This is a genomic window from Serratia sp. JKS000199 (assembly GCF_900215455.1).
GTDB classification, from domain to species: Bacteria; Pseudomonadota; Gammaproteobacteria; order Enterobacterales; family Enterobacteriaceae; genus Serratia; species Serratia ureilytica.
The window spans coordinates 2,540,503-2,558,129 of sequence record NZ_LT907843.1; the positions used below are offsets into that span (position 1 = coordinate 2,540,503).

General features: G+C 61.8%; 16 protein-coding genes, 2 tRNA genes and 1 pseudogene. 10 read left to right on the top strand and 9 right to left on the bottom strand.

The window, feature by feature from the left end:
• Window positions 1–123: 123 nt before the first annotated feature.
• Complete coding sequence (locus tag CPH57_RS12180; protein ID WP_033643667.1) at window positions 124–936, bottom strand: IclR family transcriptional regulator C-terminal domain-containing protein; 813 nt, start codon at window positions 934–936, stop codon at window positions 124–126.
• 188 nt (window positions 937–1,124) lie between these two features.
• Here CPH57_RS12180 and CPH57_RS12185 point away from each other — a divergent pair, with 188 nt between their 5' ends.
• From CPH57_RS12185 to pcaC, 6 genes and pseudogenes are all read left to right on the top strand, one after another.
• On the top strand, window positions 1,125–1,814 hold the full coding sequence (locus CPH57_RS12185) for a 3-oxoacid CoA-transferase subunit A (protein ID WP_033651809.1): 690 nt from the start codon (window positions 1,125–1,127) through the stop codon (window positions 1,812–1,814).
• An 11-nt stretch (window positions 1,815–1,825) separates the two neighbouring features.
• On the top strand, window positions 1,826–2,479 hold the full coding sequence (locus CPH57_RS12190) for a 3-oxoacid CoA-transferase subunit B (RefSeq protein ID WP_089191977.1): 654 nt from the start codon (window positions 1,826–1,828) through the stop codon (window positions 2,477–2,479).
• Window positions 2,480–2,489: 10 nt separating this feature from the next.
• Window positions 2,490–3,692, top strand: a complete 1,203-nt coding sequence (gene pcaF / locus CPH57_RS12195; RefSeq protein ID WP_096242380.1) for a 3-oxoadipyl-CoA thiolase — start codon at window positions 2,490–2,492, stop codon at window positions 3,690–3,692.
• Window positions 3,693–3,695: 3 nt separating this feature from the next.
• A complete protein-coding gene (locus CPH57_RS12200) occupies window positions 3,696–5,045 on the top strand; it encodes a 3-carboxy-cis,cis-muconate cycloisomerase (RefSeq protein ID WP_033643671.1) in 1,350 nt (449 codons plus the stop codon).
• Window positions 5,036–5,779: pseudogene (pcaD, locus tag CPH57_RS24695) on the top strand (3-oxoadipate enol-lactonase); the annotation flags it as partial. The gene CPH57_RS12200 and the pseudogene pcaD, both read left to right, overlap by 10 nt.
• Complete coding sequence (pcaC, locus tag CPH57_RS24700; RefSeq protein ID WP_223524804.1) at window positions 5,780–6,190, top strand: 4-carboxymuconolactone decarboxylase; 411 nt, start codon at window positions 5,780–5,782, stop codon at window positions 6,188–6,190.
• A gap of 9 nt (window positions 6,191–6,199) precedes the next feature.
• On the opposite strand, the gene CPH57_RS12210 is transcribed toward pcaC, so the two are convergent.
• Genes CPH57_RS12210 through pcaH form a run of 3 tightly spaced genes read right to left on the bottom strand, consistent with a single transcriptional unit; the run spans window position 6,200 to window position 8,549 of the window.
• Complete coding sequence (locus tag CPH57_RS12210) at window positions 6,200–7,132, bottom strand: LysR substrate-binding domain-containing protein (protein WP_096242381.1); 933 nt, start codon at window positions 7,130–7,132, stop codon at window positions 6,200–6,202.
• A gap of 59 nt (window positions 7,133–7,191) precedes the next feature.
• Window positions 7,192–7,812, bottom strand: coding sequence for a protocatechuate 3,4-dioxygenase subunit alpha (gene pcaG, locus CPH57_RS12215; RefSeq protein WP_016927159.1), 621 nt, complete (start codon window positions 7,810–7,812; stop codon window positions 7,192–7,194).
• Entirely contained in the window at window positions 7,812–8,549 is a 738-nt protein-coding gene (gene pcaH / locus CPH57_RS12220; protein ID WP_033651814.1) for a protocatechuate 3,4-dioxygenase subunit beta, read from the bottom strand. The genes pcaG and pcaH overlap by 1 nt, the downstream gene beginning before the upstream one ends.
• Before the next feature lie 229 nt (window positions 8,550–8,778).
• On the opposite strand from pcaH, the gene CPH57_RS12225 reads away from it, so the two are divergent.
• Window positions 8,779–10,674 carry a bifunctional sugar phosphate isomerase/epimerase/4-hydroxyphenylpyruvate dioxygenase family protein gene (locus tag CPH57_RS12225; protein ID WP_033651815.1) on the top strand — a complete coding sequence of 632 codons (1,896 nt, stop codon included), beginning with the start codon at window positions 8,779–8,781 and terminating at the stop codon, window positions 10,672–10,674.
• 256 nt (window positions 10,675–10,930) lie between these two features.
• Window positions 10,931–12,304: an aromatic acid/H+ symport family MFS transporter gene (locus CPH57_RS12230; RefSeq protein ID WP_046687396.1), complete on the top strand. Its 1,374-nt coding sequence runs from the start codon at window positions 10,931–10,933 to the stop codon at window positions 12,302–12,304.
• 112 nt (window positions 12,305–12,416) lie between these two features.
• Here CPH57_RS12230 and CPH57_RS12235 read toward each other — a convergent pair.
• Window positions 12,417–12,506: transfer RNA gene (locus CPH57_RS12235), tRNA-Ser, on the bottom strand.
• Window positions 12,507–12,598: 92 nt separating this feature from the next.
• Here CPH57_RS12235 and mtfA point away from each other — a divergent pair.
• Both mtfA and CPH57_RS12245 read left to right on the top strand, forming a co-directional pair.
• Window positions 12,599–13,399, top strand: a complete 801-nt coding sequence (gene mtfA, locus CPH57_RS12240; RefSeq protein WP_033643675.1) for a DgsA anti-repressor MtfA — start codon at window positions 12,599–12,601, stop codon at window positions 13,397–13,399.
• Window positions 13,400–13,498: 99 nt separating this feature from the next.
• Window positions 13,499–13,574, top strand: a tRNA-Asn gene (locus CPH57_RS12245).
• A 54-nt stretch (window positions 13,575–13,628) separates the two neighbouring features.
• Here CPH57_RS12245 and gap read toward each other — a convergent pair.
• From gap to CPH57_RS12265, 4 genes are all read right to left on the bottom strand, one after another.
• Complete coding sequence (gene gap, locus CPH57_RS12250; RefSeq protein ID WP_096242382.1) at window positions 13,629–14,639, bottom strand: type I glyceraldehyde-3-phosphate dehydrogenase; 1,011 nt, start codon at window positions 14,637–14,639, stop codon at window positions 13,629–13,631.
• Between the two features lie 77 nt (window positions 14,640–14,716).
• Window positions 14,717–15,691 (bottom strand): GlxA family transcriptional regulator, encoded by a 975-nt coding sequence (locus tag CPH57_RS12255; protein ID WP_096242840.1) that lies wholly within the window; start codon window positions 15,689–15,691, stop codon window positions 14,717–14,719.
• Between the two features lie 126 nt (window positions 15,692–15,817).
• Entirely contained in the window at window positions 15,818–16,552 is a 735-nt protein-coding gene (locus tag CPH57_RS12260; RefSeq protein WP_096242383.1) for an SDR family NAD(P)-dependent oxidoreductase, read from the bottom strand.
• A gap of 13 nt (window positions 16,553–16,565) precedes the next feature.
• Window positions 16,566–17,588 (bottom strand): LLM class flavin-dependent oxidoreductase, encoded by a 1,023-nt coding sequence (locus tag CPH57_RS12265; protein WP_096242384.1) that lies wholly within the window; start codon window positions 17,586–17,588, stop codon window positions 16,566–16,568.
• Window positions 17,589–17,627: the final 39 nt, after the last annotated feature.

The window sequence follows — 17,627 nt, forward strand, 5'->3', positions numbered from 1 at the left end:
CGTTGGCCCCCGCGTCAGTCATCATGCCCTCAGCAAATTACCTTACCCGCAGCCCACAATACAACACCGCATCGCGCCGCAAGATGCGGAAAAATCGGGCGCATACGCCCCCTGCGCGCTCGCTCAAGGTGAGTCGTGCAGCAGCAGCGATATCTCTTCGGCGGCCGAGCGCAACAAAGGCAGGTGGTGCTGGTGCAAACGCTCTGCGGAAACCTGACCGGCATGCACGCCGACGTTCAACGCCGCGGCGATGCGGCCGTCCGGCGTGGTGAGCGGCACCGCCAGTGAACGCAGGCCAATCTCCAGTTCCTGATCGTTGATGGCATATCCCTGCTGACGCACGCGCGCCAGCTCTTCCCGCAATGCGCTGACGCTCACCAGGGTATGGCTGGTGTAACGCAGTTGAGTCAATCGCGCCAAATAGTCATTCAACGTCTCACTGGCGAGCCCGCTGAGCAGCACCCGCCCCATCGACGTCGTGCTGGCGGGTAAGCGACTGCCGACGTGCAAATCGATGGTCATGATCCGCGAAGTTGATGCGCGGGCGATATAAAGAATGTCATCGCCGTCCAATATGGCCATGGAACAGGACTCATTGAGCGTCTGGCTGAGTTGCCTCAACACCGGCTGCGCGGCGTTGGCCAACGGCGAAGCCCCCAGCCAGTTGTGACCCAGCGACAAGACGCGCGGGCGCAACTCATAATTCTTGCCGTCTTCCGCGTACACAAAGCCCAGCTTACTCAGGGTGTAAAGGCAGCGGCGCACCGCCGCGCGCGGAATGCCGGTACGCTGGCTAATCTGCGACACCGACATCAGCCGCCGCTGCGGCGTAAAAGCCTGCAGGACCTCCAATCCTCGCGCCAAAGAGGCCATAAAGTCGGGATCCCCCTTCCAGGGATCGGTGCTGCTGCGCGTAATTTCCTGTTCTTTTTCCATTCTCGTTACCCCGCTGTCTGCCTGAAATATCGGTGTGCTGACGATCACACCTGCGAATGCCCATTAAAGAATAGCCGATAATCGCACACTTTTTCGATAATCGGTATTGTTTGCCTGAAAGGGACGATCTACTTTTCCCATTGACGATAAACACTCCCCCGGCGGGCGCCGAATGAAAGGAACAACAGATGATCGATAAAAGTGTGGCCACCCTGGAAGACGCCGTGTCCATCATTCCGGACGGCGCGAGCATCATGATTGGCGGCTTTGGCCCCGCGGGACAGCCGCTGGAACTGATCGATGCGCTGATTGAACACGGTGCCCGCGAGCTGACGGTAATCAGCAATAACGCCGGCAACGGCGACAGCGGCCTCGCGGCGCTGCTCAAGACCGGCTGTGTGCGAAAGATGATTTGTTCCTTCCCGCGCCAGGCCGATTCGTGGGTCTTTGACGACCTTTATCGCCGCGGCGCGATCGAACTGGAACTGGTGCCTCAGGGCAACCTTGCCGCCCGCATGCAGGCCGCCGGCAGCGGGTTGGGCGGCATTTTCACCCCAACCGCCTTTGGCACGCCGCTGGCGCAAGGCAAAGAAACGCGTGAAATCGACGGACGGCATTACGTATTTGAAACGCCCTTAAAGGCGGATTTCGCCTTGATAAAGGCCCATCGGGGTGACCGCTGGGGCAATCTGGTTTACCGCAAAGCGGCGCGTAATTTTGGCCCGGTGATGGCGATGGCCGCCGCCACGACGATAGCGCAGGTCGCTGAATTGGTGCCGCTTGGCGCACTGGATCCGGAAAACGTGATAACGCCGGGCATCTTCGTCCAGCGCCTGGTGGCGGTGGCGCACCCCGCGACCTTTTCCCTCTCTGCCTGAGGAGTCATAACATGCAAAAATTAACCCGCGACCAATTAGCCCAACGGGTAGCGCGCGATATTCCGGAAGGCGCCTACGTCAACCTCGGGATTGGGCTGCCGACCCGCATCGCTAACTACCTGCCCGCCGACAAAGAGGTGATTCTGCACAGCGAAAACGGCCTGCTCGGCATGGGGCCGTCACCCGCGCCGGGCGAAGAAGATCCGGAGCTCATCAACGCCGGTAAAGAACGGGTGACCTTGCTGCCCGGCGGCAGTTATTTCCATCACGCCGACTCTTTTACCATGATGCGCGGCGGCCACCTCGATATCTGCGTGATGGGGGCATATCAGGTCTCGGCTGCCGGCGATCTGGCCAACTGGAGCACCGGCGCCGAAGACGCGATCCCGGCGGTGGGCGGCGCTATGGATCTGGCCATCGGCGCGCGCAAAGTCTATGTGATGATGGACTACCTGACCAAGACCGGCGAATGCAAGCTGGTGGAACAGTGCAGCTACCCGCTGACCGGATTGGCCTGCGTCAGCCGCATTTATTCGGATATGGCAATCATTGATATCACCCCGGACGGCCCGCAGGTGCGGGAGCTGTGTCCGGGGCTCACCTTTGACGCGCTGCAAGCGTTAACCCCGATACGTTTACTGCAATCTGACTTGATCCCCGCTTGAGGAAATCGCCATGCAACAGGCTTTTATCTGCGATGCCGTTCGTACGCCATTCGGCCGTTACGGCGGCGCATTATCCGCGCTGCGCGCCGACGATTTGGCCGCTCTGCCCCTGAAGGCGCTGCTTGCCCGACTGCCGCAGTTGGATCCCCACGCCATTGATGACGTTATTCTGGGGTGCGCCAACCAGGCCGGTGAAGACAACCGCAACGTGGCGCGAATGGCGCTGCTGTTGGCCGGATTGCCCCACACCGTGCCGGGCACCACCCTCAATCGCCTGTGCGGTTCGGGATTGGACGCGGTAGGCATGGCGGCGCGCGCCATTAAATGCGGCGAAGCGGAGGTCATCATCGCGGGCGGCGTGGAAAGCATGTCGCGCGCGCCCTTTGTCACCGGCAAAGCGGACAGCGCCTTCAGCCGATCGCTGAAAATGGAAGATACGACGATGGGATGGCGCTTTATCAACCCGCAAATGCGCGCGCAGTTCGGTGTCGAAACCATGCCTGAAACCGCCGAAAATGTGGCTCGCGATTTCGCCGTCAGCCGCGCCGATCAAGACGCCTTTGCATTGCGCAGCCAACAGCGCACCGCCCGCGCTCAGGAGCTGGGCCTGTTTGATGAGGAACTGATCGCCGTCAGCATTCCGCAACGCAAAGGCGAGCCGCTCAGCCTGGTTCGCGACGAACATCCCCGCAGCACCTCTTTGGCCGCGCTGTCCGCCCTGAAAGGCGTCGTGCGCCCTGAGGGGAGCGTCACCGCCGGCAACGCCTCGGGCATCAACGACGGGGCCAGCGCCCTGCTCATTGCCAGCGAACGCGCGGCGGTGCAGTATGGGCTCGCCCCGCTGGCGCGTGTGGTCGGCATGTCCGCCTGCGGCGTAGAGCCGCGCATCATGGGTTACGGGCCGGTTCCCGCGGTCCGCAAAGTGCTGGCGCAAACCGGTTTGAGCCTGGCGCAAATGGACGTCATCGAGTTGAATGAAGCCTTTGCCGCCCAGGCGCTGGCCGTGACGCGCGCCCTGGGACTGCCGGATGACGCGGAACGGGTCAACCCTAACGGCGGCGCTATCGCGCTGGGGCATCCCCTGGGGGCATCCGGCGGCAGGTTGGCCATGACCGCCGCTTATCAACTGCGGCGCACCGGCGGGCGTTTTGCCCTGTGCACCATGTGTGTCGGTGTCGGGCAAGGCGTCGCCTTGATTCTGGAACGGATATAACGAATGTCTCTCTATAGCGCAATGTTTATGGCTTCGCCATTAACGCCCTGCTTCAGCGACACGGCGCTGCTGCAGGGCATGCTTGATTTCGAAGCCGGTCTGGCGCAGGCCCTGGCGTCTGCAGGGATTATCGATGACGCGTCCGCGCGGATCATACGCAGCCACTGCCAGGCGGAAAAGCTCGACGCCGCCGCGCTGACGCAGTCCGCCGGATTGGCGGGCAATTTAGCCATTCCCCTCGTCAAACAATTGACGGCGTTGGTGGCGCAAACCTCACCGGAAGCGGCGCGTTTCGTTCACTGGGGGGCGACCAGTCAGGATGCGATTGACAGCGGGCTGGTGCTGCAACTGCGCAGCGCGCTCGATAAAACCGACGCGCTGCTCAATCAGCTGATTGCGGCGCTGACGGCGCAATGCCGGCGCCATAGCGCAACGTTAATGGTGGGCCGCACCTGGCTGCAACACGCTTTGCCAACGACGCTGGGGCTGAAGCTGGCCGGCACGCTGGACGCCTTGCTGCGCTATCGGGCGCGTCTGGCTGAAATGCGGCCACGCGTGCTCGCGTTGCAATTCGGCGGCGCGGCCGGCACGCTCGCCTCGCTCGGCGAACAGGGCGAGCGCGTTGAGCGGGCGCTGGCGCAAGCGCTGGCCCTGCCGCGCAGCGCCACGCCGTGGCATACCCAACGCGATCGGTTGTTGGAGCTGGCGAGTTGGTATGCCGGCCTGACGGGCTCGCTCGGCAAGCTGGCGCGCGACATGTCTTTGTTGATGCAGACCGAAGTCGCTGAAATCAGCGAGCCGTCGGCCCCCGGACGCGGCGGCTCTTCCACGATGCCGCATAAGCGCAATCCGGTACTCTGCGCCGCCATCCTCAGCGCGGCCAACCGTCTGCCTGCGTTGATGTCGGGATTGTATGCCGGCCTGGTGCAGGAGCACGAACGTGCGCTGGGCGGCTGGCAGGCCGAGTGGCAAAGCCTGCCGCAGCTCCTGGTGCTGAGCGGGGCGGCATTGGCGCAAAGCCTGGATCTCATTAACGGTCTGGAGGTGCATGAAGCGGCGATGCGGCGCAATCTGGCGCTGACGCAGGGGCTGATCATGGCTGAATCGGTTACCCTGGCCTTAGCCCCCACCCTCGGCCGTCAACAGGCGCACCATCATATAGAACGGTGCTGCCGGCAAGCCCTGGCCACCCAGCAACCCCTGTTAACCCTTCTGTGCGCCGATGCGGAAGTCTCTTCCCGACTCAGCCGGGAAACCCTGGAAACCTTGCTCGATCCGGCCAATGCCACCGGCAGCACGCAGCGTTTCATTCAACAAGTCCTGGCGATGGCCGAGAGGGAGCAATCATGTTGAATTATGTCCTTGAGGGGCCTGAAAACGCCCCGGTTATTCTGTTTGGCAACTCGCTGGGCACCTCATTATCAATGTGGCAGCCGCAGCGCGACGCGTTCATCGCCCACTATCGCATTCTGCGCTACGACGTTGCCGGCCACGGCGACTCTGCGCCCGATGAACAGCCCGGCTCGCTGGCGCGACTGGGCGAACAGGTGCTGTCCCTGCTGGACACTCTGGCGATTGATCGGGTGCATTTCTGCGGCATCTCCATGGGGGGGCTGACGGGGTTATGGCTGGCGCGCTTTCATGCCGATCGCTTGCTGACGCTGACGATCGCCAATAGCGCCGCGAAAATCGGGGTGACGGAGCATTGGCGAGAACGCGCCGCGCAGGTGCGCCAGTGCGGCATGTCCGCCGTCAGCGATGGCGCGGCAGCGCGCTGGTTCACCCCGGCATTTTGCCAATCCGCCCCCGTCAAGGTGCAAACCGTCGTGCAACAGCTCACCGCCTGCGATCCCGAGGGCTATGCCGCTTGCTGCGACGCGCTGGCGACCGCCGATTTACGGGCCGAGCTGGCAGGCATCCGCGTTCCGACGCTGGTTATCGCCGGACATGAGGATGCGGTAACGACCGTCGACGATGCAAAAGCCTTGGCGGCAGGCATTCCCGACGCGCAATGCGTCATCCTGCCCGCCGCCCACCTGTCCAGCATCGAAGCCTGGCGGGCATTTAACCGCGCGTTCCGGGCCTTTTTGGATGAGCAGCTCACGCAGCGGCAACGTTATCAGCAAGGCCTGACGGTGCGCAGAGCGGTGTTGGGCGATGAGCATGTCGATAATACCCTCGCGGCGCTGTCGCCGCTCAACGAGGAGTTTCAGCATTTCATCACTCGCTACGCCTGGGGAGAAATATGGACGCGTCCGGGCTTGTCGCGCCATACCCGCAGCCTGATCACCATCGCGATGCTGATCGCCTTGAATCGCGAAGCTGAGCTGAAAATGCATATCCGGGCCGCCTTCAATAACGGCGTCACGCGTGAAGAGATCAAAGAAGTTCTGATGCATGCGGCGCTTTACTGCGGCTTACCCGCCTCGAACGCCGCTTTTCATCTGGCGCAGTCCGTCTTTGCCGAACACGACGCCGGGCGGCGATCGGACGACTAGAAGACGCGGTTATACCGGCACATCCAGCACCCTTTGGCGCAGCGCAGCAATCAGGCGCTGCTGCTCAGGGGACGAGAGCGCCTCTTGCCGGGTAATGATGCCCAGCGGCTCGGCCATGCCCTGGGTAGGCAACGGCAGCGCACGCAGGTGATTGCTGAACAAGTCGTCACGCACCGCGCCGTAAGGCACCAGCCACACATAGCCATACTGTAGCGTCAGGCAGCGCGCCAGCGTGACCGACAACGTCTCGACGCACCCTTTAGGCACCGCCAGCCCATGGCTGACAATGAGCGCCTCCGCATTCTGACGCGGCACGGTACCTCGCGGGGAGAGCACCAATGGCCAGCTCAACGCCTCCGCCAGCGAGACATCCGAATGCAACAGCGGATGATGAGGCGCAACCACCAGCCGCAGCGTTTCATGGTACAGCAGCTCGAAGTTGAGCCCCTCCATGCGGGAGGGGTCTGACATGCGCCCGATGCCTAACGTTAATTGCCCCGATCTCACCGCCATCATCAGCGCATCGTTGGCCAGCGTCGTAACCTGCATGCGCCAGCCGGGGGATTGCTGCTGCAACCCCACCACGACCGGCGCGACCAGACTCACCAGCGTGGTGGGCAGCGCGCCGATATGCAGCGGCGCCGGCAGCGCCTCGCTGTCCGAGGCAAGCGTGCGCCCCAACACATTCAGCGCATCCAAAACGCGGCTGGCATCCTGCAGGAAACGCGCCCCGGCGGCGGTCAGTTCCGCCCCCTGCCGATTGCGCGAAAAAAGGCGCTCGCCGGCCAGGCTTTCCAGTTCGTTGAGCGTTTTAGAGAGCGCGGGCTGCGTGATGCCCAATTGCTGTGCGGCGCGCACCAACGTCCCCTGTTGCGCGGTAGCGACAAAGGCGTGCAGATGACGAAGGCGGATGCGTTGGCTAAAGCGAGAAGTCATGTTCATGATTTATAGTATTAACTTGCCGCCGGCGCGGCAAGCTCATTGTCAGGGCGAACAGAGGATCAAATATCAAAAAAAACGGTTTCGTTCTCGCCCTGTAACCAGATGTCGAAATGGTACACCGTCTGATCCCCGCGCTGCCGCCTTTGCGCCAATAACGTGCTGCGCCGTTTTTCCCACTCGATGAGATTCAACACCGGATCTTCGGCATTGGCCGCCTGTTCGTCGGCAAAGTAGAGACGCGTGTTCAATCCGATGTTGATGCCGCGGGCCACTATCCACAGATTGAGATGGGGCGCCATCAACCGGCCGTCGCGCCCCGTCACGCGCCCCGGTTTAATCGTCTCGAATTGCCACAGGCCGCTGGTGAAATCCGAACAGGTTCGCCCCCAGCCGCGAAACGCCGGATCGTCGGGCTTATCCAACTGGCCGTCGGCGGGGTGCTGATATCGCCCGGCAGCATTGGCCTGCCAGACTTCGACCAGCGCGTCTCGAACCGGCGTGCCGGAGCCGTCATAGACATGCCCTTCCACCACGATGCGCTCCCCGCGCGTCTCCGGTTGCGTCAACACATGGGTGAAATTACGCTCGAAAATATCAAAGCCGGCGGCATGCGGCGCCAAACCGATGTGCACATAAGGCCCGGCGGTTTGCGAGGCCGTTTCAGACAAGTACTTTTTCATCACGCGGCTCCCTGTGTACGGTTCTCAAACCACGTGGCTCGATGGCCCCGCAGCACCAGATCGAAGCGGTAAGCCAGGCTGTCCAGCGGCACGGCGGCGTGCATATCCAGCTCGGCAATCAGCGTGCGCATCGCATCGTCACTGCCTACCGACTGCAAGATGGGGCAGCGAACGAGCAACGGATCGCCTTCGAAATACATCTGCGTGATCAAGCGCTGCGCGAACGCCTCGCCGGAGAGCGAGAAGTGAATATGTGCCGGACGCCAGTCGCTGACCTGATTGCGCCAGGGATATGGGCCCGGCTTGATCGTACGAAAACAGTAATACCCGTTGTCGTCGGTCAGCATCCTGCCGCAGCCGCCAAAGTTGGGATCGATAGGCGCCAGATACTGATCTTTCTTGTGGCGATAGCGCCCTCCCGCATTGGCCTGCCATACCTCGACCAGGGCGTTGCGCACCGGCGTCCCAAAGGCATCCCGCACAAATCCATGCACGATGATCCGCTCGCCGATCGGTAAGCCGTCTTTGGCGTAATTCAGAATCAGATCGTGATCCAGCGGGCCGATATCCGTTGGCGTGAAGACGGGGGCGGTCAGTTCAGACAGCGAGTTTTGTAATGAAATTAATGCATTGCGCGGCGACCGCAGCACGCTGGTTTTATACAGCGGCGCCAGCGCCGGCGGGTGATGACTGTAATCGCGATGCACCAGTTCTCGCGCCATCCAATCACTTTTCATCCCGGTATCCTTATTATTTGAGGGTACATGTCGTCAGAGTGTAGGAAGCGCAATATGTAAAAGTAAAGTGAGAAAACCGATCGATTTATATAACCAAAAGTAATGGAATGTTCTGAATTGACGAAACATTTCATTTGGTCCATAACATGATTCAATTCCCGTCGGTGGTCCGCCTCGCTGCTGAATGGTCGCTTTCAGGTCATCCATGACCGCTTAACTGGAGGCAATGATGAAACGTTCTATCGCGACGGTCTCGGTATCGGGTTCGCTGCCGGAAAAACTGCGGGCTATCGCCGCCGCAGGCTTTGATGGCGTCGAAATTTTCGATAACGATCTGGTCTACTACCCCGGCTCACCGGCGGAAATCCGTGAGTTGTGCGCCGAACTGGGCCTGGAAATTTTACTGTTCCAACCGTTTCGGGACTTCGAAGGAGGCCCGCGCGAAACGCTGGCGCAGAACCTTTCCCGCGCGGCGCGCAAGTTCGAAGTCATGCAGCAACTGGGCTGTTCTCGCATGCTGCTCTGCAGCAATGTCTCGCCCGACAGCAGCGAAGACATGGCCACGCAAGTGAGCGATTTGCGCGCGTTGGCGGAGTTGGCCGCCGAGTATGATATTACTGTCGGTTATGAAGCGCTGGCCTGGGGACGTCACGTGAATATGTGGCGCGACGCCTGGGCGCGCGTGAAGGCCGTAGATCATCCGGCGTTGGGGATCATTCTCGATAGTTTTCATATCCTGTCGCGCGGCGATAACCTCGATGGCCTCGAGGACGTGCCGCCCGAAAAAATCGTGTTTGTCCAACTGGCGGACGCCCCGCTGTTGAAGATGGATGTGCTCGCCTGGAGTCGCCATTTCCGCTGCTTCCCCGGCCAAGGGGAGCTGAATCTGACCCAGTTCATGACCCAACTTTCCGCGCATGGCTATCGCGGCGCCTGGTCGCTGGAGATATTTAACGATGGTTTCCGCGCCTCGCCGGTGCTCCCCACGGCCCAGGACGGTTTCCGATCGTTGTTGTGGCTGGAGGAGCAAACCTATGACTGGTTGGCCAAACAGCCTCTGCTGCCCAACGCCATGGCCTCGCTCATGGAACGTTCCTTATTTCATTCGCAGCCGCATCCGCCCTTGCTGGCGCTGGAGTTTATCGAATTTGCCGTCTCGCACAACGACGGGCTGGCGATGGGCCAATGGCTGACGCAACTGGGATTGGTTCACGCCGGCGAGCACCGCTCCAAAAGCGTCGCCCTCTATCGCAACGGCAAAGTGAATGTCATTCTGAATGCCCAGCCGGAAAGCCAAGCCAGCGGCTATTATCACCTGCACGGCATTTCCCTGTGCGCCGTGGCGTGGCGGGTGCGCGGCGTAGCGCGTTTACTGCAACGGGCGCAAGACTACGGGTACGCCATCTGGCAAGGCGAAACCGGCCCCAACGAGCGGCAAATCCCCGCGCTGTGCGCACCGGACGGCAGCCTGATTTATCTGGTGGAAGCGGACGAAGATCCCAAGAACGATATTTATCACGCCGATTTTCATCTGACGCATCGCAGCGCGCCGCCGCCCGCGCTGCAGAGCATCGATCACCTGGCGATTGCGCTGGCTGATGAATCGAGCGGCAACTGGATCATGTTCCTGCGCAGCGTGCCGGGTTTTGTGCAGGACAACGAGTGGGAATTGCCCGATCCGCTGGGTTTGGTTCGCAGCCGCGTCTTGCGCAGCCCCAACGACGCCATCCGGCTGCCGCTGAATATGTCGGTGAGCCGGGAAACGCAAATCGCCCAGGCGCTAACCGCCTATCAGGGCGCAGGCTTGCAGCACGTCGCCTTTGGCTGCGAGGATCTGTTCAGCATGGTGAAAGCGGCGCAGGCGCGCGGATTAAAAACGCTGCGTATTCCCGATAACTACTATCACGATCTCAGAGCGCGTTTCGATCTGGACCCCGCTTTCCTCTCACAGCTGCAAGCGGGCAATGTGCTCTACGATCGAGACGATCAGGGCGGTGAATTGCTGCATGTCTACACCGTTCCCTATGAAAAAGGCCGCTTCTTCTTCGAACTTCTGGAGCGCCGAGGCGGCTACCGCGGCTTTGGGGCCGCCAACGCCCCGGTTCGGCTCACCGCCATGCGTTAATCGCGCGGGCCATCAAGGCCCGCCTGTTCTTCCATCTTACTGAAAAGGTTAATGATCGCGTTCACACTCTCAGTGGCCTCCGGCGCCGCCATTCTCACGGCAATCCCTTTTCATAACATAAAGTTAACACTGCCTCGTCATTCACCGCCGGCTCAATTGTCCGATAAACGCACATTTTTTCGATTATCGCCGTTTAACGTCCACCCAGGGGCTGCTTATAGTGATGACACTCAACTACTGCACCGGGGGCACCTCCATGTCGGGAAACAACGCAATCAATGTTCGGGCGCTGATCGACGACCGCCCGTTAGGCAAATGGCAAAAGATGATCGTGCTGCTCGGCTTTTGCATCATTGCTCTGGATGGATTCGATATCGTTATCATGGGATTTATCGCGCCAGAGCTTAAGGCGGATTGGCAAATCACTAACCGCGAACTGGGGCTGGTGATCAGCGCGGCGCTGATTGGCCTGTCGCTGGGCGCGATGCTATCCGGGCCATTGTCAGACAGATTCGGCCGCAAAGTCGTCATCATCAACAGCGTATTCTTTTTTGGCGTTTGGACGCTGGTGACGGCGTTTTCTCAAAATATGGAGCAGATGATGTTATTTCGCCTGCTCACCGGATTGGGGCTCGGCGCCGCCATGCCGAATGTCGGCACCCTGGTGGCGGAGTTCGCGCCCGCCCGACGCCGCGCTTTCTTGATTACCGTGGTTTTCTGCGGCTTCACCTTTGGCGCCGCCTTGGGCGGATTCGCCGCGTCCTGGCTGATGCCGCGCTTCGGCTGGCATGCCGTGCTGCTGCTCGGCGGGATCTTGCCCCTGCTGTTCGCGCCCGTGCTGATGGCGGCGTTACCCGAATCGGTGTGTTTCCTGGTGGCGAAACGGGCAGATCAGGGCGGCATTCAGCGCATTCTGGCGAAACTGGCGCCCGATCGCGATTTTCGACATTCTACCGTCGTTCTGCCCCCGCCGGGCCAGGTCTGCACTCATCCGGTTAAACTGGTGGTGAGCGCACGGTACCGCTTCGGCAGTTTAATGCTGTGGGGCGCGTATTTTAGCGCGCTGTTTCTGTACTACACCTTAGGCAGTTGGCTGCCGCTGCTGATTAAAGACAGCGGTTTCAACATCGCGCAAGCGGCGGTCATCACCGCGCTGTTTCAGGCGGGCGGGACATTAGGGTCGCTATTTTCCGGGTGGTTGATGGACAGATCCGAACCGCATCGCGCGTTGGCGTCGATTTATGGGTTGGGGGCGCTGTTCACTCTGCTGATGGGGATGGCGATGGGTTACCCCCTCCTGATGGGCGGCTGCGCGATGGCCATCGGGTTCTGCATCGGGGGCGCCAACACCGGCATGAACGCGTTGTCGGCCAGCTTTTACCCCACCGAAGCGCGAGCCACCGGCTCCAGCTGGATGCACGGCATCGGCCGTTTGGGCGCTATCTTAAGCGCGCTGGCCGGGGCTGAAATGCTGGCGCTCGGTTGGAGCTTCAGCACCATTTTCGCCGTCCTGGCGCTGCCCGCCCTGCTGACGGTGGCGATGATCGTCGCCAAGCGGCGTCATCAGGCGCGTCAAGCGACAGAGCATCAATATGCCGCCTATCTGGATGCGCGTTCGAATGATGTTTGATTGCGTCGGGAAATAATCGAGAACAAAGGGGAAGGCGTGTCGGCCTGCAGGGCCGGGGCGCTTTAACTGTGATGGGGATCGTTGAAAGATTTTTTCGTAAGTGATTGAATAATGGCGGAGAGAGGGGGATTTGAACCCCCGGTAGAGTTGCCCCTACTCCAGTTTTCGAGACTGGTCCGTTCAGCCGCTCCGGCATCTCTCCTGACAACGCTTGCTATCATGCCCGCTTTTACGGCATTTTTACAGCATTAGCATACCGCTGAACGTTCAAGTGACGACTTTACGAGCAACCTGATGATTAAATGGCCGTGGAAAGCGACTCAACCTTCTCACCCCGAGGCGGATACCCAGGCACAGTGGCGGGACGCGCTGGCGATCCCGCTGCTCTCGCCGCTGAATGAGCAAGAGCGGCAGCGGCTGGTGGCCGTCGCCGGGCAGATTTTGCAGCAAAAGCGCATCGTGCCGCTGCAGGGGCTGCAGCTCACCTCGCAAATGCAGGCGCGCATCGCCCTGCTGTTCGCCTTGCCGGTGCTGGAGCTGGGCGCGGAGTGCCTCGACGGCTTCAACGAAATTCTGCTCTACCCCACCCCATTCGTGGTGGAAGACGAATGGCAGGACGAGATCGGCCTGGTGCACTCGGGGCCGGTGGTGCAGTCCGGCCAGAGCTGGGAACAGGGGCCGATCGTGCTCAACTGGCAAGACGTGCAGGACTCTTTTGACCTCTCCGGTTTCAATCTGGTGATCCACGAAGCGGTGCACAAACTGGATATGCGCAACGGCGGCGTCGCCACCGGCGTGCCGCCGATCCCGCTGCGCGAGGTGGCCGCCTGGGAACATGATCTGCACGCCGCGATGGAAAGCCTGCAGGACGAGATCGACATGGTCGGCGAAGAGGCCGCCAGCATGGATGCCTACGCCGCCACCGATGCGGCCGAGTGCTTCGCCGTGCTGTCGGAGTACTTCTTCAGCGCCCCCGAGCTGCTGGCCGAACGCTTCCCGGCGCTGTATCAGCACTTTTGCCGCTTCTACCGCCAGGATCCGCTGGCGCGCCTGCTGCGCGCCCAGGCGGAAAACGACGCGCAATGGGCTGATTGACAGGCACATTGCTCAGATACCGAGCAGTCGCACCGCCTGGGGCAATTTAGCGTTGACACACCCGGGGCAGCTGGATATGATGCGCCCCGTTCACACGATTCCTCTGTAGTTCAGTCGGTAGAACGGCGGACTGTTAATCCGTATGTCACTGGTTCGAGTCCAGTCAGAGGAGCCATATTTAGAAAAGCCCGCTTAAGGCAACTTAAGCGGGCTTTTTGCTGTTGGGCGTTTACAGCCCGCGCTTTTCCATCAGCAGCGCCAGATCGACCAACCGATTGGAGAAGCCCCACTCGTTGTCATACCAGGCAAGCACCTTCACCAGATTGCCGCCGATCACCAGCGTGGACAAGCCGTCGATGATCGACGAACGCGCATCGCCCCGGTAGTCGCTCGACACCAGCGGTTCATCGCTGTACCCCAGGATCCCTTTCAGCGGCCCGGACGCCGCCGCCGCGCGGAACGCCGCGTTGATCTCCTCCGCCGTCGCCGGGCGTTTCAGCGTCACCGTCAGATCGACAATGGAAACCACCGGCACCGGCACCCGCAGTGAATAACCGGTCAACCTGCCGTCCAGATCCGGGATCACCTTGCCGAGCGCCTTGGCCGCACCGCTGGAGTAAGGCACGATCGATTCCGCCGCCGCCCGCGCGCCACGCAGATCTTTTTCCGGCTGATCGTGCAGCGCCTGGCTGTTGGTATAGGCGTGAGTGGTGTTCATCAGCCCGTATTCGATGCCGAACGCCTGATGCAGCACCTGCGCGGCGGGCGCCAACCCGTTAGTGGTGCAGCTGCCGTTGCTGACCACCTTATGCAGCGCCGGATCGTAGAGGTGATCGTTAACCCCCATCACCAGCGTGATGTCATCGTTCTTGGCCGGCGCCGAGATAATCACCCGCTTGGCGCCGCCGTGCGTGATGTGCACTTCCGCCTTGGCCTTGTCGGTAAAGAAGCCCGTCGCTTCGATCACCACGTCCACGCCCACGCTGTGCCAGGGGATCTCGGCGGGATCGCGCTGCGAAAACACCTGAATCGGCCGGCCGTCCAGCAGCAGCTGGTTGTCGCCGGCTTCGACCCTGGCCGCCAGCGTGCCGGAAAGCGTGTCGTATTTCAGCAGGTGCGCCAGCGTCTTGCTGTCGGTCAGATCGTTGATCGCCACCACTTCAAAATCGCTGCGCCCCAGCGCCGCGCGCAGCACGTTGCGTCCGATCCTGCCGAATCCATTAATGCCTACTCTCACCATGATGCACTCCTCGTTTTGGGCTTTGCCTCAACTCTAGCCCTGCCCCGAAGCGGCGTAAATGACGTTTACCGATCAATTTACGCCAAATTGCGCGCATGAAAGCGTTCGCGGTATTCGCTCGGGGTCAGCTGCAGTTTTCGCTCAAACACCCGCCGCAGGTTAAGGCCGTTGCCAAAGCCGGTGGCCAGGGCGATCTGTTCGATGCCTTGCGCACTCTGCTCCAGGCGCTGCCTGGCGGTATGCAACCGCCCTTCTTCGACGAATTTGGCGGGAGAAATGCCCGTCTCGCGGGTGAACACGCGGGTAAAGTTGCGCGGGCTCATCGCCACGCGTTCGGCCAACCGTTCAACGCTGAGATCGTCGGCGAGATTCTCCAGGATCCAGGACTGCAGGTCGCGGATCGGGCCCGGCGATTTGGCCTGGTTGAGCGGGTAGCGGCTGAACTGCGCCTGCCCGCCGGGGCGGCGCAGAAACATCACCAGATCCTGCGCCACTTCACGCGCCTGCACGAAGCCGTAGTCGTCCTCCACCAGCGCCAGCGTCAGGTCGAAGCCGGAGCTGACGCCGCCGGAGGTCCAAATCGGCCCGTCCTGCACGTAGATCGGGCCGTTTTCGACCTGCACCTGCGGGAAGCGCGCCTGCAGCGTTTCCGCCAGCCGCCAGTGAGTGGTCGCCCGCCGCCCGTCCAGCAACCCGGCCTCGGCCAGCAGCAGAGCCCCGCCGCAAACCGAAGCGATACGGCGCGTCTGCGGCGCCGCGCGGCGCAGCCAATCCGCCACCAGGGTGCCCTCTTCTTCCGTCGCCCCCTTGCCGGCAACAATGACGGTATCGCGCGGCAGGGCCGGATCGAGATCCGCCAGGCGATGGTCAGCCAACAGGCTCAGCCCGGACAGGCCGTGCACCACCCGGTGAGATTGCGTGGTGGCGACCGCGATCTGATACAGCGGCGTCTCGGCGGCACTCAGGCGATTAGCCTGCATCAGGATATCGGCGATGCCCGCCGCTTCGAACAGCATGCCCCCTTCAGGGACGATAATCAGGAATGTGTGCATGGCGATAATAGAGAGAACGGTCAAAACAGGTCAGGAAGCCACTGTATAAGAAAAGCGCCGCCGGTTCACCCTGCGGGCATAAAAAAGCCCGCCGATAACCCCGACGGGCCTGGAAGGAATAGTCATTTAAATCTGTGGCAGAGTCACCCCGCCGGCGCGCGCCAATTGCGCCAGCAGCGCCGTTTGAAACGCCTCGTCGTGTACCGCCGCGTGAGGCTCGAACCGCTGCTGATGATGCCAATAGCCGCCGGACGCCAGGGCCTGAGGTTCATCGCTGCTCACCAGCCATGCCTGCGTCACATGCCCCAGCGCCAGATCGTCGGGCGCATCCGCGCCGCCCATTTTGGTCGGCACCCAGCCGGGATCGACCGCGCTGCTGATGACGTCGGGCCACAGGCGCGCCACGGCGGCGGCCAGCGTGGTGACGAACAGCTTGCTGTCCGAATAAGAACCGGCAGCACCGCCAAGCCAGTCTACGCCGTTCAGCTCCGCCACGCCGTCAAAGTGCATGCTGCTGCTCAGGTAGACGATACGCGTGGGGCGTTCGATCAGGGCCGTCAGCAGGTAGGGCGCCATGACGTTCACCGGCATCACCTGCGGCCCGGTAAACATACCGGCATTGTGGATCACCGCGTCCGGGCGACCGAGGCGATTGACCTGCTCGGCGAGCTGCCGGATCTGTTGCATATCGGACAAATCGCCGATCGTCGCCTGTGCGCCGCGCTCCAGCAGATCGCGCACCGCGTCCAGACGGCCGGGCTCACGCGCATGCAGAATCACCTGATGCCCTTCGTCCAACAGCGTTTGCGCGGCGGCGCGGCCCAGCCCGTCTACCGAGCCGGTAATGAAAATGCGTGACATGCCATTCCTCCGTTTAGCGCCAGCCGAGCGCCGGCGCGACATGGGTTAAAATCGATTCGATGACGTGGGCGTTGTAATCCACGCCCAGTTGGTTAGGCACGGTCAGCAGCAAGGTATCCGCTTCGGCGATGGCCTCGTCCTGCGCCAGCTGTTCGATCAGCACGTCAGGTTCTGCGGCGTAACTGCGGCCAAAGATCGCCCGGGTTTGCGCATCGATATACCCCAGTTGGTCGCCTTCCTTACCGCTGCCGCCGAAGTAGTTGCGATCCCGCTGATCCACCAGCGCGAAGATGCTGCGGCTGACGGAAACCCGCGGCTCGCGCGCATGGCCCGCCTCTTGCCAGGCCGCGCGATAGGCGCGGATCTGCTTGGCCTGCTGGATATGGAAGGGTTCGCCGGTTTCGTCGTTCTTGAGCGTCGAGCTTTGCAGGTTCATGCCCAGCTTCGCCGCCCAGACGGCGGTGGCGTTCGAACCGGCGCCCCACCAGATGCGGTCGCGCAGCCCGGCGGAAAACGGCTCCGGCCGCAGCAGCCCGGGCGGATTCGGGAACATCGGCTGCGGATTGGGTTCAGCGAACCCTTCGCCGCGCAGCGCTTCCAGGAACACTTCGGTATGGCGGCGGGCCATGTCCGCGTCGGTTTCGCCGTCGGCCGGGGCATAGCCGAAATAGCGCCAGCCGTCGATGACCTGCTCCGGCGAGCCGCGGCTGATGCCGAGCTGCAGCCGCCCGCCGGCGATCAGATCCGCCGCGCCGGCGTCTTCCACCATGTACAGCGGGTTTTCATAGCGCATGTCGATCACGCCGGTGCCGATCTCGATGCGTTGGGTTTTGGCGCCGATGGCGGCCAGCAGCGGGAACGGCGATCCCAGCTGACGCGCGAAATGGTGTACGCGAAAATAGGCGCCGTCCGCGCCCAGATCTTCGGCGGCGACCGCCAGATCGATGGACTGCAGCAGCGCATCCGCCGCTGAACGGGTGCCGGACTGGGCGGAAGGCGTCCAGTGGCCAAACGAGAGAAAACCAATCTTTTTCATCGGGCATCGTCCTCAAAGGCAAAACATGGGCCTACAGTG